Here is a 20,892-nt window from a genome sequence, read left to right on the forward strand (position 1 = left end):
GATGGCGAGTCTGACGGAGCGCGTGGCGGCGGTGAAGGCGCGGGGGCGCGGCAGGCTGAACGACTGGCGGGTGCGCCGGCCCGCGCTCGACCACCTCATCAGGGCGGTGCAGCGCTTCCAGCTCCAGTCGGGCGACCGGCTGGCGGGCGCGGTCACCTACTTCGCGTTCCTGTCGTTCTTCCCGCTGGTGGCGCTCTCGTACGCGGTGCTCGGCTTCGTGGTGGCGACCAGCGAGACCACCAAGTACGCGCTCACCAAGGCCATCGAGGAACGCCTGCCCGGCATCTCCGACCAGCTCGACCTGACCGCCATCGCCACGGCCAAGGAGACCGCCGGCATCATCGGCCTGCTCGGCCTGCTCTACGCGGGGCTCGGCGCGCTCGACGCGCTGCGCGGCGCCCTGCGCGAGATGTACATGACCACCGTGCCGCCGCTCGGCTTCGTCGTCGGCAAGCTGCGCGACCTGGCCTCGCTGCTGCTCATCGGGGTGACCGCGATCTCGTCGGTGCTGGTCGCCGGGTTCGCCACCACGGCGACGAACAACGTCATGCACTTCCTGTTCGGCCAGGAGTCGGTGCTCGCCAACCTCGGCTTCCGCGCGGCGGGCGTGGGCGCCGGGCTGGGGGCCGACTGGCTGCTGTTCGTGATCCTGCTGGGCTGGGTGGCGCGGACCGACCAGCCGTTCCGGGTGATCGCCAAGGGCGCGCTGCTGGGCGCGATCGGGTTCGGGGTGCTCAAGCAGATCGCGACGCTGCTGCTGGCCACCACGCTCGGCAACTCCGCCCTGTACGGCGTCTTCGCCGTCATCGTGGGCCTGCTGGTGTGGATGAACTTCTCGGCCAGGCTCGTGCTGTTCGTGGCCGCGTGGACGGCCACCGCGGGGTTCAGCCCGCCGCCCGCCCCGTCCCCGATTCCCGCCGTCGAGCAGGCTCAGGAGAAGGCGGAGCGGGCGCAGGCGTCAGAGACCTGAGCGGCCGCGCCTGCGGCGGATGCCGAAGCCCAGCCAGATCAGCCCGAACAGCAGCCCGCCGCCGATCACGATCGAGCCGACCATCTTGGTGGAGTCGGTCTGCTTGGACGCGGCGGTGTCGAGCAGCGGCGGCTGCGCGGCCGGAGTGACCGACGCCCCGCCGGACGGAGCCGTCGTGGGAGCGGCTGTGGCGGCCGTGTGCGGGCCCGCGAGCGCGGTGGCGGGCAACGGGTCCACGAGGCGTCCTACGGGGGCCGCCTTGCCGCGTACGGAGAAGCCCCAGTCGAGCAGCTTGGACACCTCGTCCCAGAAGAAGCCCTCGTGCCGCATGATGCTCACCACGATGGTGTGGCCGCCCCTGGAGGCCGCGCCGACGAAGCTGGCGCGAGCCTTCGACGTCCAGCCGTTCTTGATGCCGATCATGCCGTCGTAGCGCCAGAGCAGCTTGTTGTGGTTGCTGATCTCGTAGTGGCCCTTGGGCGCCGGGAACTTCGCGGTCTTGGTGCTGATGTAGCGGCGGAAGTCGGGGTTGGCCAGGCCGGCGCGGGCGATGAGCGCCAGGTCGTACGCCGAGCTGCTCTGCCCCTTCTCGTCGAGGCCGCTCGGCGTCTTGGCCACCGTGTCGAGCGCCTGCAGCCGCTTGGCCTCGGCGTTCATGTCGGCCATGGTCTTGGCCACGCCGCCGTTCGTCTCGGCCAGCGCCATCGCGGCGTCGTTGCCGGACGACATCATCAGCGCCCTGAACAGGTCCTCGATCTTGTACGACACCTTCGGAGACAGGCCGACCGCGCTGCCCTCCTGGTTGCACGCGTTCCTGCTGGGCTTGATCTTGCGGTTCTTGTCCAGCTTGGGGATCAGCGTGAGCGCGGTGAGCGTCTTCAGCGTGCTGGCCGGCAGGTAGCGCCCGTGGGCGTCCTTGGCCGCGAGCACCTGGCCCGTGTCGGCGTCCGCGATGACGTACGAAGTAGCCTTGCTCTTGGGCGGCTTCTTGACGCCTGCGGGGGCGACCAGGCCGCGGCTGCCCAGCGCCTCGCCGCCGACCGGCGTCGTCGGTTCGGCGTGCGCGGTCCCGCCGGTGAGCGCGACCGAGGCGATGAGTGCCGTGACCGGCACGAGTTTCGTCCACATGGCGGTCTCAGCGTAGCTCCGTGATAGTGCACATGTGGCGACACATCCCCCGAAGATCCACGTTCGATGCTAGAGAGGCACATGTGTCACGAAAGATCGCCGGATTCCTCATCATCCTAGGCGCATTCATGATCTTCGAGTGGGTGAACCTCGGGTTTAACTTGGCCGACGGCCACCCCACCGCGTTCTACGTGGTGCACGGCGTGCTGATCGCGGTGAACATCGTGCTCGGGGTCGTCCTGGGGGTGATCGGCTGGCGCGCGTTGCGCGGCGGGGACAGTGGGATCAAGGGCCGCAAAGGAGGCGGCGGGTGAGCGCGTGCAGCTCGTCGGCCTCCTCGCGGGAGTCGCCGATCGTGGTGAAGCCCAGCTTGCCGTGCTCGGGGATGGCACCGAGCAGGTGGAACACGTTGCCGGTACGCCGCTCGGCGTCGAAGCCGACGCCCAGCCGGTCGGCCTTCCGCATCACCTCGCCGGGCGTGCGCCCGCGCAGGCAGGCCGAGGCGCAGTTGTCGGTCGCGGTGTAGTACTTCGGCCGGTCGCCTGACATGAGGTGACCGGTGGCCTGGTCGTACGTGGCGCCGGTCGTCAGGACGGCGGCGCCGTACGGGTGCGTGGTGCCGCCGATGCGCAGGTTGATCTCGCAGAGCAGCGCCGCGTACCCGGCGTCGGCCTTGAGCGCGAAGAAGTCCATCCCGAACAGGCCCACCACGCCGCGTTCCGCGAGCACCTGCGCGATGCGGCCCGCCGACGCGCCCACCTCGGCGCGGTACTCCGGCGCGGCCGGGAACGTGCAGCCCTGGTAGACGTGGCCGTTCGGGCCGCCGAGCACCTGGTCGTGGGTGGCCAGCACCCTGGCGTGCCCGCCGGGCGTGATGCCGGCCAGCGCGCTCGGGTAGTACAGCGGCCGGTGCTCGATGAACTCCTCGACCACCGCACCCCGCTCCCTGATCTTCGCGGTGAAGCTGCCCCAGTCCTCGCCGTCGGCGGAGAAGCTGATCAGCGACCGGTCTGACCTGGTGACGATGGCGTTGCCGAGCCCCGAGTAGCCGTCGTTGAGCTTGACGATCACCCGGTCGCCCGGCAGGGCCTCGATGGCCTCCTCGATCTGGAGCGCCGTGCGCACGTCACCGAAGCCCCTGGCCATCGGGACGCCCGCCTCATGTCCCACCTCTCTGGCCCCGCTCTTGGAGCCGTAATAGGAAAGGGACGTGGCGGGTCCGTAGAGGGGCACGCTGAGTGACGACGCCAGCTCCTCCTCGAGCTCGCTCAGCACGAAGGGCACCAGCCAAGCGTCCCCGTCGATCGCCGCGCGCAGCTGTTCGATCACGTCGGGACGGTCGAGCACACCCCTGGTCAACGGCTGGGACCAGGGGTCGTCGAGGCTGATCAGCGTCAGACGCTTGGCGGCGTCGTCCGGATCGGGCAGGAAGCCGAAGTAGTAGCCGACGATCTCGGGATCGACCGGCGCGGAGGAGAGGTAGACCACTTTGACCCCGGGCTCCCGGAGCGTCAGGAGCAGGAACAGCAGGCGCTCCTCGTAGGACCTGGCCCCCGTGATCCGGCGGAGCTCATCCTGTGGAAGGGAGAGCGAGGGCACGACCACCAGGGTCCCCTCGCCCGGCTCGAAGATGCTCAACCCAGCATACTTCTCCCCGAACGGGATATTAGTGATCATATAGCGAGTGAAACACGCAATCCCCCCGAAAACAGCAACCGCTGAAGTGTGATGACCATGACGGAAGGTGACAGGATTCGGAATCGCTGACCACGTTTGAACTGGCAGCATCGGGTCACGATCTACTGATCCCTTGTGACTATTTAGGGGTCACCAGCGCCCGCACGGAACGTGACAACCTGCGATTTCGGACGTGCCGCGGGCCAACATTTGGGGTATCTGTCGGCGTGCAGGCGCGAGAGGGCGATAAAGTCGAAGCATCGCCATCAGGCACACGGCCGACCGCCGTGCTCCCTGGCTGCGGCGGCACTCGCGATCGATGGAATGCGAAGCCCGTGCTTGACGATCCGCGCACCGAATCCGGCGGGCCGATCTTTGGTTTCCGCCGCACACCGGCCGCTCAACCAGGTGGCCGCGGCGGCGATGGAGAGTTTTTTGGAGCGCATGAGCCGTGCAGCCCAGCAGTTCGCCGGGAGCGCATGGCATCGGACGGGACGGTGACATATGCGGGGACGTGAGCTTCGAGGCGAACTCGACGCGTTCCTGGCGGAGACCGAGCAGGATCTCGTGGCATTCCGCCGCGACCTCCACATGCATCCTGAGCTGGCCTTCGCCGAATATCGCACGACACAGCGCATCGCCGAGCGGCTCACCGCCGCCGGCCTCACCCCCTCGGTGCTGCCCAAGGGCACCGGGCTGATCTGCGACGTCGGCAGCGGCGACGGCCCGACCATCGCCCTGCGCGCCGACATCGACGCGCTGCCGCTGCAGGACGAGAAGGACGTGCCCTACCGCTCGACCGTGGCGGGCGCCTGCCACGCCTGCGGCCACGACGTGCACACCACGGTCCTGCTCGGCACCTCGCTCTTCCTGGCCCAGCAGGCCGCCGCCGGGTCGCTGCCCGGCCGCGTACGCCTGATCTTCCAGCCCGCCGAGGAGCTGCCCGGCGGCGCGCTCGAGGTCATGGCCCACGGCGGCATCAGCGGCGTCGACCGCATCTTCGGCCTCCACTGCGACCCGCGCGTCGACGTCGGCCAGTTCGGCCTCAGGACCGGTCCCATCACCTCCGCCTGCGACAAGATCGCCGTGCGGGTGTCCGGGCCCGGCGGCCACACCGCCCGCCCCCACCTGACCGCCGACCTCGTCTTCGCGCTGGCCAAGATCCTCACCGAGCTGCCCGCCGCGCTGTCGCGGCGCGTCGACCCGCGCTCCTCGCTCAGCCTCGTCTGGGGCAAGGTGATGGCCGGCACCGCGGCCAACGCCATCCCCGACGACGGGGTCGCCGAGGGCACCGTACGCTGCCTCGACGAGGACGCCTGGCACGCCGCGCCCGACCTCATCAAGTCGCTGCTCGAGTCCGTCGCCGGCGCCTACGGCGTCGAGGCCGCCCTCGACTACACCCGCGGGGTGCCGCCCGTCGTCAACGACGAGCTCAGCGTCGAGATGCTGGCCGCCGCCGCCGAGCAGGCCCTCGGGGCCGGGGCCGTCGTCCCCACCCAGCAGTCGCTCGGGGGCGAGGACTTCGGCTGGTACCTCGAGTCGATCCCGGGTGCCTTCGCCCGGCTCGGCACGCGGTCGCCTGACGGGGTGACGTACGACATCCACCAGGGGACGTTCGACGTGGACGAGAAGGCGATCGCCATGGGGGTGCGGGTGATGGCCACCACGGCACTGACCTCCCTGTGGGAGGTCGGCCCCCTCGACTCGATCACCAACGCCATGGCCTGACCACTCCTGTCGCAAAAGGACCCCGCCCCACTTCGGCCGGGGTCCTTTTGGGTGTTAGGGAGTGGGGGTCCCGCCGTACCTTGCCGGGGTCCTTTTGGGTGTTGGGGAGTGGGGGTCCCGCCGTACCTTGCCGGGGTCCTTTTGGTGTTGGGGGTGGGGGTCCCGCCGTACCTTGGCTGGGGTCCTTTTGGTGTTGGGGAGTGGGGCCTGCCGTGCTTCGGTAGGCATGCCTGGGGGCTCCGTACCCCACCCCCTTGAGGGCCCCCGCCGAAGTGCGGCGGGGTTTCCCCTCCTACGGGAGGCGGCCCAGGGTTATGGGGAGGTTGAGTTTGCTGTGGGTGGGGGTGATGGTGATCTTGGTACCTGCCGGGTAGCGGAGGGTGTAGTCGTGGTCGGTTGAGATGATCACCAGGCCTAGGCGGTGGCCCTTTTTGAAGGTGTAGTCCGTGGGTTGGAAGTCCCAGGTGAAGTCGTAGTCCTTGCCTGGGCGGAGCGCGTCGGTGCGGTCGGGGCGGTGGCGGTTGCGGGTGTCCAGCCAGCCTCTTGTGACGATCTTGTACGGGGTCACGGAGGTGCCCAGCGTGCGGAGGACCGTGCAGCCGGTGTCGCCGGGGACGCCCTGGCCGTAGCAGTAGTTCTCGCCGGTTGAGAGCAGGCTGCCGTTCGGGCGGGTGTCGGTGCCGTAGTCGACCAGCAGAGCGGTCAGGTACGGGGAGGCGCCGTCCTTGAAGGAGGCGCGGACCTTCACCGTCGGGGTGCCGGAGATGCGGACGTCCGTGGGGAGGGCGGGGGTGGTGTAGGCGAGGCGGTTCGGGTCGGGGCCGGTGGCCTCGACCAGTTGCTCGGCCGTTCGCGTCTTCTGGTCGACGAAGGTCTCCTTGGCCGCGCGCGGGCGGGGGAGCAGGCCGAGGGAGGAGCCGGGGCCGGGGTGCAGGGGGACGGTCACGGTGCCGGGGAGCGGCCAGGAGCGGTGCTGTTCCCACTGCCCGGCGGCCGCCTCGACGTCGGCCTGCGGCTCGCGCATGATGCCGGAGTCGATGCCGTGCAGCCAGTAGTCGAACCAGCCGTGCAGCTGCCGCAGCCATTCGACGGTACGCAGGCTGAACGGGTTCATGTGGGTGCCCTGGTGCAGCCAGATCTTGCGCGGCACCTTCTGCTTGGCCAGCGCGTACCACCACTGGGCGAACTGCTTGGTCTTGACGTTCCAGTCGTTGAGCCCGTGCACGACGAACACGCTGGCCTTGACCTTGCGCACGCCGTTCATGTAGTTGCGGACGTCCCAGAAGGCGCTGTAGTCGCCGGTGATCCGGTCCTGCTCGGCGGCGATGTCGTCGATGACGGCCCCGCATGCTTCCTGGCCGTTCTCCCTGGTCAGGACGTATTTGGCGAGGACGTCGAGGTCCTCGCCCTGGAAGCCGCCGGGGGCCAGGACGCCGCCGTTGGCGCGGTAGTAGTCGTACCAGCTGGAGATGGCGGCGATCGGGACGATCGTCTTCAGGCCCTCGACGCCGGTGGCGGCGACGGCGTTGGGCAGGGTGCCGTTGTACGAAACGCCGATCATGCCGACCTTGCCGGTGGACCAGGTGGCGTGGACGGGGTTGCCGGCGGCGTCGAAGCCCTTGGCGCGCCCGTTGAGCCAGTCGATGGCGGCCTTCGGCCCGGCCGTCTCGTTGCGGTCGCCCGAGGTGGGGCAGCCGGTGGCGCGGGCGCTGCCGACGTTCTCGACCAGGGCGATGGCGTAGCCGCGGGGCAGGAAGTAGTTGTCGTAGTAGCCGTCGAACGGCCCGGCGTCCTGGCGGGCGCTGAGCGCGGTGAGCGCGGGCAGCGGGTTGCCGTGCTCGTCCACGTCCACGGGGTGGTTGGCGACGTCGTTGCCCGGGGCGTAGTACGGGCTCGCCTCCATGATCACCGGGACCTTGAGCCCCTGGTCGGTCTCCTTGGGCCGGAGGATGTCCACGGCCACCCTGTCCGGTTCGCCGTCGTTGTCACTGTCGGTACCCTTGACCTCGACGAACACCGTCTGCTGGATGGCGTCCGCCCGGGAGAAGACGGGCTGGGTCGCGTTGTTCTCGATCTTGATAGCGGGGGTGTCGGCCGAGGCGGGCGTCGTGCCGGTCACTGTGCCGGTCAGGGTGGCCACGAGTAACGCGGCCAGCGGCACGGCGAGCCTCCTGCGGGCCTTACGAGAATGCATGCGGGCTCCGATGAGAGTTTTCGACCTTCGCTGGGAATCTCCGTCACGATGAGCGCTGGAGCAAGGGGTGTCCATGGGGCGAAGTTGGGGAAATCTTTCCTGATGTCGTACGGTGTGCCTGCTTCGTGCCGGATTCAGGTCCCAGGTCACGGACGCGAGTGATGTCGATAACGGAGCGGTTGCGACCCTGTGCGCCGGTTTGGTTGTCCCTGGTCAAGCAACTATCTTCCGTGCAGGTGCCGTTCGTTTCTTCGCGCCTGCGATGAGATTCGGCGGCGGGGAAATGGAAGGAGTCGCCTTGCTCGGCAAGCGATTCAACAAGCTGATGCTCGGCTCGGTCGCCGGCGTCATGCTCATGGCAGCGGCCGCCTGCGGTGGCGGCGATGGTGGGGGAACCACAGCCAGCGAAGAGCCGACAGGGGGCACGAGTTCCGCGGCGGGCACCGGCTCGCTGAAGGTCGGCCTCGCGTTCGACGTCGGCGGGCGCGGTGACAAGTCCTTCAACGACGCGGCTTACACCGGCCTCGAGAGGGCGAAGACGGAGCTGGGCGCGGAGATCAAGGAGCTGAGCCCCTCCGCCGACGGCTCCAACCGCGGTGACCTGCTGCGTCAGCTCGCGGACGCCGGCTACAACCCGATCATCGGGGTCGGCTTCGCCTACGCCGAAGACGTCAAGAAGACCGCCGAGGAATACCCCGACCTGCAGTTCGCGGTCGTCGACTCCGCCTCCAACGCGCCCAACGTGACCGGCCTGCTGTTCGCCGAGGAGCAGGGCTCGTACCTGGCGGGCGTCGCCGCGGCGACCAAGTCGGAGAGCGGCCACGTCGGCTTCGTCGGCGGCGTCGAGTCCGACCTGATCAAGAAGTTCGAGGCGGGCTTCGTGGCCGGCGTGAAGTCGGTCAAGTCGGACGCCAAGATCGACGTCACCTACCTCACCCCTGACGGCGACTTCAGCGGCTTCAAGGCCCCTGACAAGGGCAAGGTCGCGGCCGAGAAGATGTACCAGGACGGCGCCGACATCGTCTACCACGCCTCCGGCGACTCCGGCCTCGGCGTGTTCCAGGCGGCCGCCGCGGCCGGCAAGAAGGCCATCGGCGTCGACTCCGACCAGCGGCAGACGGTCAAGGAGACCGACCTGCAGTCGGTGATCATGACCTCGATGCTCAAGCGCGTCGACGTCGGCGTGTTCGAGTTCATCAAGGCCTTCCAGGGCGGCGCCAAGGGCGGCACGAACGTGACGTACGACCTCAAGGTCGACGGTGTCGGCCTGTCCACCACGGGCGGCGAGATCGACGACATCAAGGACAAGCTCGACGCTGCCAAGAAGGACATCGTCGACGGCAAGATCACGGTTCCTGCCAAGCCGTAATCGGGGTACGAGGGACAGCTGAGGGCCCGGAGTCCGTAAACTTCGGGCCTTCTGTCTATGTCGCCCACCCGCTCTAGGAGAGGCGAAATGAGTGCTGACACCCTGGCCACGGCGCGACCCGCCGTAGAGCTGGAGGGCATCACCAAGCGTTTCCCCGGTGTCGTCGCGAACCACGACATCCGCATCACCGTCCAGCCCGGCACGGTGCACGCCATCGTAGGGGAGAACGGCGCGGGCAAGTCCACCCTGATGAAGATCCTCTACGGCATGCAGAAGCCGGACGAGGGCACGATCAAGGTCAACGGCACGGAGGTCAGCTTCCGTACGCCGAGCGACGCCATCGACGTCGGGATCGGCATGGTGCACCAGCACTTCATGCTCGCCGACAACTTCACGGTGCTGGAGAACATCGTCCTCGGCGCCGAGCCGAAGCGGGCGGGCCGGCTCGACACCGCCTCGGCCCGCAGGCGCATCACCGAGCTGGCCGCCACCCACGGCCTGCGGGTGGACCCCGGCAAGCTGGTGGAGGACCTCGGCGTCGGCGACCGCCAGCGCGTCGAGATCCTCAAGGTGCTCTACCGCGGAGCCCGCATCCTCATCCTCGACGAGCCGACCGCCGTGCTCGTGCCGCAGGAGGTGGACGAGCTCTTCCAGAACCTGCGCGAGCTCAAGGCCGAGGGCCTGACGGTCATCTTCATCTCCCACAAGCTCGACGAGGTGCTCGGCATCGCCGACGCGATCACCGTCATCCGCCGCGGCACCACCGTGGCCAGCGTCGATCCCCGCGAGGTGACCGCGCGCCGGCTCGCCGAGCTGATGGTGGGCAGCGAGCTGCCCACGCCGGAGACCCGCGAGTCCACCGTGACCGACACGGTCGCGCTGCAGGTCTCCCACCTCACCGTGGAGGCCGACGGCCACCACCCGGCCCCCAAGGGCGTCGCCGTCACCGAGTACGCCGCCAGGCTGCGCGACCAGGGCAAGCGGCTGCTGCTCGACGACGTGTCGTTCCAGGTGCGCAAGGGCGAGATCCTGGGCATCGCCGGCGTCGAGGGCAACGGCCAGTCGGAGCTGATCGAGGCCATCATGGGCATCAGGGCCGCGCACGGCCTGGTCGAGCTCGACGGCCGCGACATCAGCTCCTGGGCCACACTGCGCCGCCGCGAGGCCGGCATCGGCTACATCCCCGAGGACCGCCACCGCCAGGGTCTGCTCCTGGAGGCGTCGCTGTGGGAGAACCGGGTGCTCGGCCACCAGACCAGGAAGCCCGCGCGCAAGGGCATCTGGGTGGACAGGAAGGCGTCCAAGGCCGACACCCAGCGCATCATCGACGCGTACGACGTGCGTACGCCCGGCGTGGACACGATGGCCCTGGCCCTGTCCGGCGGCAACCAGCAGAAGCTGATCGTGGGCCGCGAGATGAGCGGCGACCCCGTCTTCCTCATCGCCGCGCACCCCACGCGCGGCGTGGACGTCGGCGCCCAGGCCGCGATCTGGGACCACCTGCGCGACGCCCGCGCCGCCGGCCTCGCCGTGCTGCTCATCTCCGCCGACCTCGACGAGCTGATCGGCCTGTCCGACACGCTCCAGGTCATCTACCGGGGCCGGCTCGTCGCCGGGCTCGACCCCCGCGAGATCACGCCCGAACAGCTGGGCGGTTACATGACCGGCGCCATCGCCGGAAACGAGGAGACGTGATGCCCGCCGGGCTCAACCGGGCACTGCTCACCGTCGCCGGCGCCGCCATCGCCGTCGTGCTGGCGATCGCCATCTGCAGCGTGGCCATCGTGGTCGCGGGCGGCAGCCCGCTCGACGCGCTGGTCGCCTTCTTCGACTTCGGCAACAGCGCGCGGGCGGAGTCCAACTCCGTCGCGACCTTCCTCAACCGGGCCGTGCCGCTGTTCATCGCCGGTCTCGCGGTCGCCGTCGGCTTCCGCATGAACCTCTTCAACATCGGCGTCGAGGGTCAGTACCGCATCGCCGCGATCTGCGCGGCGTTCGTGGGCTCCACCTTCACCGCGCCCGCCCCCGTCCAGATCGCGGTCATCATCCTCGTGGCGGCCGCGGTCGGTGGCCTGTACGCGCTCATCCCCGCCGTCATGAAGGTGACCAGGGGCGTGAACGAGGTCATCTCCACGATCATGCTCAACTACATCGCGATCGCGCTGTCGGCGTACCTGCTGCGCGAGCCGTTCGCGGGTGAGCGGGCGGCGGGCCAGCTCAACACGACCACGCCACCGCTGCCCGAGTCCGGCATGTTCCCCGACCTGAACTTCGTCTTCGAGTGGTTCGGCATGTTGCCGCCCACCCGCAACGGCGGTCTGTGGGGCTTCCTGCTCGTGGCCGTCGTGCTGGGCGTGGTCATCTGGGTGGTGCTGGAGCGCACCAGGTTCGGCTTCAACGTCAAGGCCAGCGGGCTCAACGGCCCGGCCGCCCAGGCGTCCGGCGTCAACCCCAAGAAGATGATCATCGCCGCCATGGTGCTGTCGGGCGGCATCGCCGGGCTCATCGGCCTGCCGGAGATCCTCGGCGACCGGGGCGCCTACACCAACAACTTCACCGCCGGCCTGGGCTTCCTCGGCATCGCGGTGGCGCTGCTCGGCAGGAACAAGCCCGTCGGCATCGCGTTCGCCGCGCTGCTGTTCGCCTTCCTCGACCGGGCGCAGGGCCCGTTGCAGTTCGCCGACATCCCCGCCTCCGTCGTCACCATCATCCAGGGCGCGATCGTGCTGCTGGTCGTCGTGGCCAACGAGCTGACCAACCGCATCGCGCTCAGGATCGAGGAACGGCGAGCGGCCCAGCAGCTCGGCAGGAACACCCCCGTTGAGGTGGCAGCATGACCAGGGTCCGCAAATACCACCTCGCGCTGATCGCCGTCGCCGGGCTCATCCTGCTGGTGTCGCTGGTCCGCGTGCTGACCGGCTACGACGACCTCACCTCGTCCGGCACCGTCGGCGCCGCGCTGGCCCTGGCCGTGCCGATCGCGCTGGCCGGTCTCGGCGGCCTGTGGGCCGAGCGGGCCGGCGTGGTCAACATCGGCCTCGAAGGCATGATGGTGCTCGGCACCTGGTTCGCCGGCTGGGCCGGATACCAGTGGGGTCCGTGGGCCGCGCTGGCCGCCGGGCTGATCGGCGGCGCGCTCGGCGGGCTCCTGCACGCCGTCGCGACCGTGACGTTCGGCGTCGACCACATCATCAGCGGCGTCGCCATCAACCTGCTCGGCCCCGGAGTCACCCGCTTCCTGTCGGAGGTGCTCTACAAGGAGGGCACGCCCGCCTCCGCGGCGGGCGCCGGCATCACCGGCTCGCCCGCGGTCAAAGGGGAGCCGCCCACGTTCGACCTGCCGCTGCTGTCCGCCGGGCCCGACCTGCTCGGCAAGCTGGAGAGCACCCACTGGTTCCTGGTGGCCGACCTCGCCGGTGTGCTGCGCGGGCTCACCCACGGGATCAGCGTGCTGGTGATCCTGGCCGTGCTGCTGCTGCCGCTGACGTTCTACGTGCTCTGGCACACCGCCTTCGGCCTGCGGCTGCGCTCGGCCGGTGAGAACCCGTGGGCGGCCGAGTCGCTCGGCGTCAACGTCTACCGGATCAAGTACGTCGCCGTCGTCCTGTCCGGCGCCTTCGCCGGGCTCGGCGGCGTGTTCCTGGTCTTCTTCACCGGCAAGTACGTCGAGGGCCAGACCCAGGGCCGCGGCTTCATCGGCCTCGCCTCCATGATCTTCGGCAACTGGCGTCCCGGCGGCCTGGCCGCCGGCTCCGTCCTGTTCGGCTACGCCAACAGCCTGCAGCTGCGCAGCGCCCAGACCGTCACCACGTTCTTCCTGTTCGGCGCGGTGCTGCTGCTGGCCTACCTCGTCCTGCAGATCCGCCGCCTGACCGCGCCCGACCGGCCCGCCGAGCTGGCCGCGCCGGGTGTCAAGCAGTATGTGATGATGGCCGTGGCCGTCGCGGGCGCGGCCGTGCTGTTCTGGCTCTGGCTGGTCATCGACGTGCTGCCGAACGACTTCGTCTTCATGACACCACACGTGCTCACGCTGCTCGTGCTCCTGGTCGCCTCGCAGCGGCTGCGGATGCCCAAGGCGGACGGCGTGAGCTATCGCCGGGGGGAACAACATTGAGCATCGACTGGGACGGCCTGCGCGACGAGGCCGCAGAAGCCATGCGGCACGCGTACGCGCCGTACTCGAAATTCCCCGTGGGGGCGGCGGCGCTGGTCGACGACGGCCGGATCGTCACCGGCTGCAACGTCGAGAACGCCTCCTACGGCGTGGGCCTGTGCGCCGAGTGCGGCCTGGTCTCGGCGCTGCAGCGCTCGGGCGGCGGCCGGCTGGTCGCCTTCACCTGCGTGGACGGCCACGGTGAGCTGCTGATGCCGTGCGGGCGCTGCCGCCAGCTGCTCTACGAGTTCGGCGGCGAGGACCTGCTCGTCGAGACCGAGGACGGGCCCAAGCGCATGGCCGAGATCCTGCCGTACGCGTTCGGCCCGCAGGACCTCAGCAGGAGCTCCTGATGGACGCCATCGAGGTCATCAGGGCCAAGCGGGACCGGCGTGAGCTGACCACGGCGCAGATCGACTGGGTCATCGACGCGTACACGCGCGGCGAGGTGGCCGACGAGCAGATGTCGGCCCTGGCCATGGCGATCCTGCTGAACGGCATGGACCGCCGCGAGATCGCCGACTGGACCCTGGCCATGATCCGCTCGGGCGAGCGCATGGACTGGTCGGCGCTCGACCGGCCCACCGCCGACAAGCACTCGACCGGCGGGGTCGGCGACAAGATCACGCTGCCGCTGGCGCCGCTGGTGGCGGCCTGCGGGGCGTACGTGCCGCAGCTGTCCGGGCGCGGGCTCGGCCACACCGGCGGCACGCTCGACAAGCTGGAGTCGATCCCCGGCTGGCGGGCCTCGCTGTCCAACGCGGAGATGCTGGACGTGCTGCGTGCCGCCGGCGCCGTCGTCTGCGCGGCCGGCTCCGGCCTCGCCCCCGCCGACAAGAAGCTGTACGCCCTGCGCGACGTCACCGGCACCGTCGAGTCGATCCCGCTCATCGCCTCGTCGATCATGTCGAAGAAGATCGCCGAGGGCACCGGTTCGCTCGTCCTCGACGTCAAGGTCGGCTCGGGGGCGTTCATGAAGACCGTGCCCGACGCCAGGGAACTGGCCGAGACCATGGTCGCGCTCGGCACCGACGCGGGCGTGCGCACGGTCGCCCTGCTGACCGCCATGGACCGGCCGCTCGGCCGGGCCGTGGGCAACGCGCTGGAAGTCGCCGAGTCGGTCGAGGTGCTGTCGGGCGGCGGGCCCGCCGACGTGGTCGAGCTCACCGTACGGCTGGCCCGCGAGATGCTGGAGGCCGCCGGGATCACCGGTGCCAAGGACCCGGCCAAGGCGCTGGAGGACGGCTCCGCCATGGACGTGTGGCGCCGGATGATCTCCGCCCAGGGCGGCGACCCCGACGCGCTGCTGCCGCGGGCGGCCGAGACCATGACGGTCGAGGTGCCCGCCTCCGGCGTGCTGACCAGGCTCGACGCGTACGCGGTGGGCCTGGCCGCCTGGCGGCTCGGCGCGGGAAGGGCGCGCAAGGAGGACCCGGTGTCGTTCGGCGCGGGCGTCGTCCTGCACGCCAAGCCGGGCGACCTGGTACGCCAGGGTCAGCCCCTCATGACCCTGCACGCCGACGAGACCTCGCGCTTCGAGCGCGCTCTTGCGGCGCTGGAGGGCGCGTACGAGGTGGGCGAGGTGGCCGGGCAGCAGTTGCCGCTCGTCATCGATCGCATCACCCCCTGAGCGCACGACCCACCGGCGCCCGGTGGGTCGTGCGTCACGAGCGCCGGGGCGTGAGGGACGGCCTGGTCCTGGTGAGCAGCGACACCAGGGTCGCGAGCAGGGGCAGCCCCACCACGACGGCGGCCAGGAACGGCCACGGCAGGGCGAGCGTGGCCGGGTCGCCGGAGCCCCGCGACGTCATCGGCCGGCTGAGCGCCACGCCCGTCACCCCTCCCGCCGCCAGCCCGATCAGCGCGCCGAGACCGGCGATGTAGAGCGCCTGCCAGGCCACGACCATCCGCAACGTCCTCGGCGGGGCGCCGATCGCCATCATCGTCGAGCGCTCGGGCCGCATGTCGGCGGCGGCCAGGCCGGTGGCGGCCAGCGTGCCGCCGACGACCAGCACCAGGGCGCCCACGAGCCAGCCGCCCAGGCCGGTGCCGGGCAGGTGCTGGTACCCGTCCTCCACGGCGACCGTCACGCGGGAGGTCACCTCGTGCAGGTCGCCGGCCAGTGTGTCCGGCGGCCGGTGCATGGCGTAGAGCTGGCGTTCCAGGGTCGTGAAACCGGCCTGTTCGACCAGGCCGCGCGGCAGCAGGGCCCCGCCCTGGTGCTCGTCGGCGGGGGTGGCCGCCACCGCGGGCACCTCGAAGGTGCGCGGCGGGCCCGACGTCGAGCCGGCCCGCAGCCGCAGCTTGCCGTCGCGCACCGCGGCCGGGTCGAACACCACGGCCTTGCCGCTGGCCAGCGCCGCGGCCGCCCGCGGGTCGTGGCGTCCCTGCAGGAGGGTGAGCAGGGGCTGGTCGCCGACGGCCACCGTACGGCGGGTGCGCGTGCCGTTCCAGCGCACCGAGTAGCGCAGGGCGTAGCGGCGGCCCTGGGTGTCCTGCACCTGGTAGCCCGAGGCGAGCGGCACTCCTGGAAGCCCCCGTACCGCCTCGGCGCGCAGCCTGGTCCAGGTCTTGTCGCTCATCACGCCGCCCCAGACGGCCAGCGTGCCGGTCGGGCGCGCCGAGGTGTAGGCGCGTTGCTGGTCGGCGTACTCGCTCTGCGCGCTGATGCCCACGGCGACGACCGTGGCGGTGACCGCCGTGACGGCCGCCACCGCGCTCGCCGTCCTGGAGCGGTGGCGTACCGCGTCGCGGACGGCCACCCGCAGCGACAGCGGCAGCCGGCCGGCCACGTGCCCGGTCAGGCCGATCAGCCACGGCGTCAGCACGACCAGGCCGATCATGATCAGCAGCGCGGCGGTCCACACCGTCGCCGGGTCCTGCTGGCGGCGGGCCAGTACGGTCGCCACCAGCCCGGCCAGCACCAGCACGCCCCCGGCCAGCGGCCAGCCGCGCCGGATGGCCACGGCGGGCGGGCGGCCGGCCAGCACGCTCACGGTGTCCTGCCGGGCCGCCTGCACGGCGGGCACCAGCGCCGCCACGATCCCGGAGACCAGGCCCAGTACGGCGACACCCAGGACCGTGAGCCACGGCACGTCCAGCGGGCCGACCTGCCCGCCCCAGTGCGCCCCGATCTCGGCGGCCAGCCCTCCCGCGCCGACGCCCAGCGCCGTCGCCACCAGTGTGGCCGTGCCGCCGAGCACCACGCCGTCGGCCAGCACGATCAGCCGCAGGTGCCCGGCCGAGCCGCCCTGCGCCGCGATCTCGGCCAGCTCCCGCCGCCGTCGCCGCAGCCCGACCGCGAAGGCGGGGCCGGCCAGCAGCACGGTCTCCAGCACCAGCATGATCACCATCGCGCCGAGCGCGACCGTCTGGGGCAGGCCGCGAATCGCCGTCCTGTCGGGCACGTTCGTGAGCATGTCGCGGGAGGTGACGTGGATGCCGGCGGTGTTCAGCGCGGCCACGTCCGTCCAGGTGACCGGGGCGGGGGTGTCGACGAGCCAGGCGGCGCCGTACTCGTTCCTGAAGTGGATCCTCTCCGACGGCACCAGCGGAAGGTCGGGCCCGACGACCTGCCGCAGTGCCGGGCGGTACGGGTGCTCGACCACGCCCACCACCTTCAGCGGCGTCGCGCCGGCCGGCCGCAGGAGGTCGCCGGGCCGCAGGCCGGTGGCGGGGGTCACCGCGACCTCGCCCGGCCCGGCGGGCAGCCGGCCCTCGGCCGGTATCAGCATGCCCTTGGTGAGGGGGTCGCGCAGGTCGGTCTCCAGCGCGTCCATCCGTCCGGCGCCCAGCTCGATCTCGCCGGCGCTGCAGGGGATGACCCGGGTGCCCGGCGCGAGCAGCGCCGCCACCTCGGCGGCACTGCGCTCGGGGATGGCCCGCTTGTCGCCGTCCCCCTGCCAGGCCGTGCCGCGCGGGTCCTGGTGAATCGTCGTGCCTTCCGGGAACTGCACGAGGCGGGCGTCGGCCGTGCCCAGCTCGGCCTGCACCATCTCGGGCCCGGAGACGCTCACGGTCGCGAACCACGTGGCGACCCCGGTGATCACCAGGACGGGCAGCGCGATCATCACCATGATGAGCGCGCTTCGGCCCTTGGCCCGCCACGCGCTGCGGCGGGAGATGCGCAGCGCGGCGCTCATCGCGCTCATCGAGCGCTCTCCAGCGGCACGTCCGTGGACTCGGCGAGCATCCCGTCGCGCAGGAACACCACCCGGTCGGCCCAGCCGGCGTACCGCGGCTCGTGGGTGACGAGCAGCACTGCGGCCCCCGCGTCGCAGCGCGCCCGTAACGTGCGCAGGATCTCGTCGCCGGTACGCGTGTCGAGCGCGCCGGTCGGCTCGTCGGCCAGCAGCAGCCGCCGCTCACCGACCAGCGCGCGGGCGATCGCGACCTGCTGGCGCTGGCCGCCGGACAGCTCCTCGGGGAAGCGGCCGGCCAGATCGGCCGCGTCGACCTCCGCCAGGGCGGCCATGGCCTCATCGCGGGCCCGGCCTGAGCGCACGCCGTCGAGCTCGCGGGGCAGCATCACGTTCTCCGCCGCCGTCAGCGACGGGATCAGGTTGAGGTCCTGGAAGACGTAGCCGACGCTGCGCCGCCGCAGCGCCGCCAGGTCGCGTACGGCGGCGAGGTCCTGCCCGTCGAGGTGCACCGTCCCCGACGTGGGCCGGTCGAGGCCGCCCGCGAGGTTGAGCAGGGTCGACTTGCCGGACCCCGACGGGCCCATGACCGCGACCAGTTCCCCCAGTCCCACCTCGAGGCTCACACCTTTCAGCGCGTGCACGGCAGCCGCCCCTTCGCCGTGCACCCTGGCCACATCGGCCAGCCGTACGAACGTCATCGCTCCTCCATCGACCGACATGCGTACTAAGTATGCATACTCGGTATGCACGCCTCAAGCGGAATGTACAAGCCTGAGGGAAGACATGACGAATCCCCGCCTTCGCCAGGAAGGCGGGGAGTGCGGGGTGCGGAGGTCAGCTCGTGAAGGCGGGGGCTTCGCTGAAGATCTCGGCGAGGACGGCGCGGTGGGTGGGCACGGCCTCGGCGTGGCGGGCGCGGCCCTGGTCGGTGATGCGGACGTAGACCCCGCGCCGGTCGTCGCGGCAGACGTCGCGCGAGACGAGCGCGGCCTTCTCCAGGCGGCCCACCACCCGCGACAGTGCGCTCTGGCTCAGGTGGACCTCGTCGCACAGCTCCTGGATGCGCAGCTTGCGGTCGTGGCGGACGATCCGGTCGAGCACCTCGAACTCGCTGGGTCCCAGCCCGTGCCGCGCGCCCAGCTCGCGCTCCAGCGCGCACATCGCCTTGGCGTGCTTGGCCAGGACGTAGTGCCAGGTCTCGACCACGTCGTCCGCGTCCATGTCGCGCAGGTTACCACCAGCCCAACTCTCATGCAACGGAATTAAATGCGCTTGCATTAGATGCGAGTGCATGTATTGTTCTGGCTCATGACTTCTCCTTCTTCGCGCTGGGCCGCCTTGGCCGTGCTCTGCGCAGTGATCTTTCTTGACGCGCTTGACGTCTCGATGGTGGGTGTCGCGCTGCCGGCCATCCAGCACGACCTGGGGTTGACCACGTCCTCGCTGCAGTGGGTGGTCAGCGGCTACGTGCTCGGCTACGGCGGGCTGCTGCTGCTCGGCGGCAGGACCGCCGACCTGCTCGGGCGGCGCAGGGTGTTCCTGGTCGCCTTGGGCGTCTTCGCCGTGGCGTCGTTGCTGGGCGGTGTGGTGGACGACGGCGGGTTGCTGATCGCCGCGCGGTTCGTGAAGGGCGTGGCCGCCGCGTTCACCGCCCCGGCCGCCTTGTCGATCATCACGACCACGTTTCCCGAGGGTCCGCAGCGCAACAAGGCGCTGAGCTTCTTCACCGCCTCGGGCGCGAGCGGCTACTCGCTCGGCCTGGTGCTGTCGGGGTTGCTGACCGAGATCGGCTGGCGGTGGACGTTGCTGATGCCGGTGCCCGTCGCGGTCGTCGCGCTGATCGCCGCGCTGAAGGTGCTGCCGCGCGGCCGTGAGGAGCGGGCCGAGGGCGGCCACGACCTCGTCGGCGCCGTGACGATCACGGGGTCCATGCTGCTGCTGGTCTTCACGGTCGTGCAGGCTCCCGAGGCCGGCTGGGCGTCCGCGCGGACGATCGGTTCGCTCGCCGGGGTGGCCGCGCTGCTCGGGCTGTTCGTGTTCACCGAGCTGAAGGTGCGCCACCCGCTGGTGCGGCTGGGCCTCCTGCGCTCCGGGCACATCGTGCGGGCCAACCTCGGGCTGGTCATCCTCATGGGCTCGTACGTGGCCTTCCAGTTCGTGGCCATGCAGTACTTCCAGAACCTGCTGGGCTGGTCGGCGCTCGGCACCGCGATGGCGTTCCTGCCCGCCGGCGTGCTGGTCGCGCTCACCTCGACCAAGATGGGCGACTTCGCCGACAGGTTCGGCACCGGCAAGCTGATCGTGATCGGCGCGGCGGCGCTGGCCGGCGGCTACGCGATCTTCCTCGGCATCGACCGCACCCCCAGCCTGGGCGGCATGGTGATCCCCGGTATGGTCCTGCTGGGCATCGCGTTCGCGCTGTCGTTCCCCGCGCTCAACATCCAGGCCACCAACGGCGTGGACGACGACGAGCAGGGCCTCGCCTCCGGTCTGCTGAACACCTCGGGGCAGGTGGGCGGCGCGATCGTGCTGGCCGTGGTGACCGCCGTGCTCACCTCGGGCGGCGGCGAGACGCTCTCGATCGGCTCGCTGCGCGCGGCGATCGTGGTGTCGCTGGTGCTGGCGCTGGCCGGGCTGGCGATCTCGGCGACGGGGCTGCGGGCGCGCAAGGCGATCCCTGCGGCGGAGCCGGTGCGGACCTACGAAACGGTGTAATTTTCGCAAATTGGTCGGTGGCCCTGGCTTTGCGTCAAAGACGTTAATTCTCTGCTAACAGCGCCCGAACGTGACGTCGTGTCCGTTCCTGCTCATAATACGATCCCGGTGATCATTCACAGGGGGAGAGTGCTTCGGTGACCGACGCGTTCGAGGCGACGATCGAGGAGATGGCACGGGACATCGACCGGCAGGTCGCCCGGCTGCGGGAGACGTACGCGGAGTACAACGCCGTCGAGCGTACATCGCGCTCCAAGGACGGGATGGTCAGCGTCACCGTCGGCCCCAACGGGCGGCTGCGCGGCATCGAGCTGAACCCGCGCGTCTACCGCAGCCTGTCGCCGTCCGAGCTGGCCGAGGCCATCATGCGGCAGGCCGAGGCGGCGGCGGGCGAGGTCGCCGAGCGGAGCAGGACGCTCATGGAGCCGCTCATGCCGGACCCCGAGCTCCTCGACGGGGTCTTCGGACAGGGGCTCGACGCGTTCCTCCCCGGCCCGCAGGAGGGTTCCAGGTGAGCGACGGATTCACCGTACGCGCGGCGGCGCTGCGCCGGCACAGCGCCGTCTACCAGGAGCTGAAGAGCAACGCCGAGGAGGCGAGAACCGCCCTGCGCGCCGCCTTCGACCTGGACAGGAAGACGCTCGGCGACGACATGTACGGCGCCGAGCTCGCCAAGAAGCTGCCCGGCATGGAGCAGGCCATCCAGGACGCCTTCAAGGACTACCTGGACGACCTCGACGACCTCACCACCGGCCTGCACGTCTCCAGCCGCAACTACGAGGCCGCCGACCGGCCGCCCGCCCGCCGCGACTGAGC

General features: G+C 70.6%; 18 protein-coding genes. 12 read left to right on the forward strand and 6 right to left on the reverse strand.

What is annotated here, in order from left to right; translation table 11 throughout:
- Position 1 precedes the first annotated feature (1 nt).
- Positions 2-970, forward strand: a complete 969-nt coding sequence (locus AB0K18_RS17905; protein WP_364915156.1) for a YihY/virulence factor BrkB family protein — start codon at positions 2-4, stop codon at positions 968-970.
- Here AB0K18_RS17905 and AB0K18_RS17910 read toward each other — a convergent pair.
- Entirely contained in the window at positions 959-2,098 is a 1,140-nt protein-coding gene (locus tag AB0K18_RS17910; protein ID WP_364915157.1) for a D-alanyl-D-alanine carboxypeptidase, read from the reverse strand. The two genes, AB0K18_RS17905 and AB0K18_RS17910, sit on opposite strands and share 12 nt — an antisense overlap.
- Before the next feature lie 128 nt (positions 2,099-2,226).
- Between AB0K18_RS17910 and AB0K18_RS17915 the strand changes: the two genes are divergently transcribed.
- Positions 2,227-2,412: a hypothetical protein gene (locus AB0K18_RS17915; RefSeq protein ID WP_364915159.1), complete on the forward strand. Its 186-nt coding sequence runs from the start codon at positions 2,227-2,229 to the stop codon at positions 2,410-2,412.
- Here AB0K18_RS17915 and AB0K18_RS17920 read toward each other — a convergent pair.
- Complete coding sequence (locus tag AB0K18_RS17920) at positions 2,384-3,736, reverse strand: peptide ligase PGM1-related protein (protein ID WP_364915161.1); 1,353 nt, start codon at positions 3,734-3,736, stop codon at positions 2,384-2,386. The genes AB0K18_RS17915 and AB0K18_RS17920 overlap by 29 nt on opposite strands.
- 543 nt (positions 3,737-4,279) lie before the next feature.
- Here AB0K18_RS17920 and AB0K18_RS17925 point away from each other — a divergent pair.
- Positions 4,280-5,503, forward strand: coding sequence for an amidohydrolase (locus tag AB0K18_RS17925; RefSeq protein ID WP_364915163.1), 1,224 nt, complete (start codon positions 4,280-4,282; stop codon positions 5,501-5,503).
- 292 nt (positions 5,504-5,795) lie between these two features.
- Here AB0K18_RS17925 and AB0K18_RS17930 read toward each other — a convergent pair whose 3' ends face one another.
- On the reverse strand, positions 5,796-7,697 hold the full coding sequence (locus tag AB0K18_RS17930) for a Xaa-Pro dipeptidyl-peptidase (RefSeq protein WP_364915165.1): 1,902 nt from the start codon (positions 7,695-7,697) through the stop codon (positions 5,796-5,798).
- Positions 7,698-7,995: 298 nt separating this feature from the next.
- On the opposite strand from AB0K18_RS17930, the gene AB0K18_RS17935 reads away from it, so the two are divergent.
- The 6 genes from AB0K18_RS17935 (at position 7,996) to AB0K18_RS17960 (ending at position 14,849) form a co-directional block, all read left to right on the forward strand.
- Entirely contained in the window at positions 7,996-9,066 is a 1,071-nt protein-coding gene (locus AB0K18_RS17935) for a BMP family ABC transporter substrate-binding protein (RefSeq protein WP_364915167.1), read from the forward strand.
- 87 nt (positions 9,067-9,153) lie between these two features.
- Complete coding sequence (locus AB0K18_RS17940; protein ID WP_364915169.1) at positions 9,154-10,761, forward strand: ABC transporter ATP-binding protein; 1,608 nt, start codon at positions 9,154-9,156, stop codon at positions 10,759-10,761.
- Positions 10,761-11,903, forward strand: a complete 1,143-nt coding sequence (locus tag AB0K18_RS17945; protein WP_364915171.1) for an ABC transporter permease — start codon at positions 10,761-10,763, stop codon at positions 11,901-11,903. The genes AB0K18_RS17940 and AB0K18_RS17945 overlap by 1 nt, the downstream gene beginning before the upstream one ends.
- A complete protein-coding gene (locus tag AB0K18_RS17950) occupies positions 11,900-13,180 on the forward strand; it encodes an ABC transporter permease (protein WP_364915173.1) in 1,281 nt (426 codons plus the stop codon). The genes AB0K18_RS17945 and AB0K18_RS17950 overlap by 4 nt, the downstream gene beginning before the upstream one ends.
- The gene (locus AB0K18_RS17955) at positions 13,177-13,572 is read left to right on the forward strand and encodes a cytidine deaminase (RefSeq protein WP_355411064.1); all 396 of its coding nucleotides are present in this window, start codon (positions 13,177-13,179) and stop codon (positions 13,570-13,572) included. The genes AB0K18_RS17950 and AB0K18_RS17955 overlap by 4 nt, the downstream gene beginning before the upstream one ends.
- Positions 13,572-14,849: a thymidine phosphorylase gene (locus tag AB0K18_RS17960; protein ID WP_364915175.1), complete on the forward strand. Its 1,278-nt coding sequence runs from the start codon at positions 13,572-13,574 to the stop codon at positions 14,847-14,849. The genes AB0K18_RS17955 and AB0K18_RS17960 overlap by 1 nt, the downstream gene beginning before the upstream one ends.
- Before the next feature lie 34 nt (positions 14,850-14,883).
- Here the strand turns inward: AB0K18_RS17960 and AB0K18_RS17965 are convergent, their stop codons facing one another.
- The 3 genes from AB0K18_RS17965 to AB0K18_RS17975 all read right to left on the reverse strand — a co-directional run bounded on the left by AB0K18_RS17965 (position 14,884) and on the right by AB0K18_RS17975 (position 18,582).
- Entirely contained in the window at positions 14,884-17,370 is a 2,487-nt protein-coding gene (locus AB0K18_RS17965) for an FtsX-like permease family protein (protein ID WP_364915177.1), read from the reverse strand.
- Positions 17,367-18,059 carry an ABC transporter ATP-binding protein gene (locus AB0K18_RS17970; RefSeq protein WP_364915179.1) on the reverse strand — a complete coding sequence of 231 codons (693 nt, stop codon included), beginning with the start codon at positions 18,057-18,059 and terminating at the stop codon, positions 17,367-17,369. The genes AB0K18_RS17965 and AB0K18_RS17970 overlap by 4 nt, the downstream gene beginning before the upstream one ends.
- A 136-nt stretch (positions 18,060-18,195) precedes the next feature.
- Entirely contained in the window at positions 18,196-18,582 is a 387-nt protein-coding gene (locus AB0K18_RS17975) for a MarR family transcriptional regulator (protein WP_364915181.1), read from the reverse strand.
- Between the two features lie 135 nt (positions 18,583-18,717).
- On the opposite strand from AB0K18_RS17975, the gene AB0K18_RS17980 reads away from it, so the two are divergent.
- The 3 genes from AB0K18_RS17980 to AB0K18_RS17990 all read left to right on the forward strand — a co-directional run bounded on the left by AB0K18_RS17980 (position 18,718) and on the right by AB0K18_RS17990 (position 20,890).
- Positions 18,718-20,076, forward strand: a complete 1,359-nt coding sequence (locus AB0K18_RS17980; protein WP_364915183.1) for an MFS transporter — start codon at positions 18,718-18,720, stop codon at positions 20,074-20,076.
- 137 nt (positions 20,077-20,213) lie between these two features.
- Positions 20,214-20,591, forward strand: coding sequence for a YbaB/EbfC family nucleoid-associated protein (locus AB0K18_RS17985; RefSeq protein WP_364915185.1), 378 nt, complete (start codon positions 20,214-20,216; stop codon positions 20,589-20,591).
- Positions 20,588-20,890, forward strand: coding sequence for a type VII secretion target (locus tag AB0K18_RS17990; RefSeq protein WP_364915187.1), 303 nt, complete (start codon positions 20,588-20,590; stop codon positions 20,888-20,890). The genes AB0K18_RS17985 and AB0K18_RS17990 overlap by 4 nt, the downstream gene beginning before the upstream one ends.
- The last annotated feature ends 2 nt before the right edge of the window (positions 20,891-20,892 follow it).

Origin of the sequence: Nonomuraea sp. NPDC049421 (assembly GCF_040677005.1) — a bacterium.
Lineage (GTDB): Bacteria > Actinomycetota > Actinomycetes > Streptosporangiales > Streptosporangiaceae > Nonomuraea > Nonomuraea salmonea.

Coding starts and splice junctions, on each gene's coding strand:
- AB0K18_RS17905 (WP_364915156.1), top strand. CDS start 2: ATGGCGAGTCTGACGGAGCGCGTGGCGGCGGTGAAGGCGCGGGGGCGC.
- AB0K18_RS17910 (WP_364915157.1), bottom strand. CDS start 2,098: ATGTGGACGAAACTCGTGCCGGTCACGGCACTCATCGCCTCGGTCGCG.
- AB0K18_RS17915 (WP_364915159.1), top strand. CDS start 2,227: ATGATCTTCGAGTGGGTGAACCTCGGGTTTAACTTGGCCGACGGCCAC.
- AB0K18_RS17925 (WP_364915163.1), top strand. CDS start 4,280: ATGCGGGGACGTGAGCTTCGAGGCGAACTCGACGCGTTCCTGGCGGAG.
- AB0K18_RS17930 (WP_364915165.1), bottom strand. CDS start 7,697: ATGCATTCTCGTAAGGCCCGCAGGAGGCTCGCCGTGCCGCTGGCCGCG.
- AB0K18_RS17940 (WP_364915169.1), top strand. CDS start 9,154: ATGAGTGCTGACACCCTGGCCACGGCGCGACCCGCCGTAGAGCTGGAG.
- AB0K18_RS17945 (WP_364915171.1), top strand. CDS start 10,761: ATGCCCGCCGGGCTCAACCGGGCACTGCTCACCGTCGCCGGCGCCGCC.
- AB0K18_RS17950 (WP_364915173.1), top strand. CDS start 11,900: ATGACCAGGGTCCGCAAATACCACCTCGCGCTGATCGCCGTCGCCGGG.
- AB0K18_RS17960 (WP_364915175.1), top strand. CDS start 13,572: ATGGACGCCATCGAGGTCATCAGGGCCAAGCGGGACCGGCGTGAGCTG.
- AB0K18_RS17965 (WP_364915177.1), bottom strand. CDS start 17,370: ATGAGCGCGATGAGCGCCGCGCTGCGCATCTCCCGCCGCAGCGCGTGG.
- AB0K18_RS17970 (WP_364915179.1), bottom strand. CDS start 18,059: ATGACGTTCGTACGGCTGGCCGATGTGGCCAGGGTGCACGGCGAAGGG.
- AB0K18_RS17975 (WP_364915181.1), bottom strand. CDS start 18,582: ATGGACGCGGACGACGTGGTCGAGACCTGGCACTACGTCCTGGCCAAG.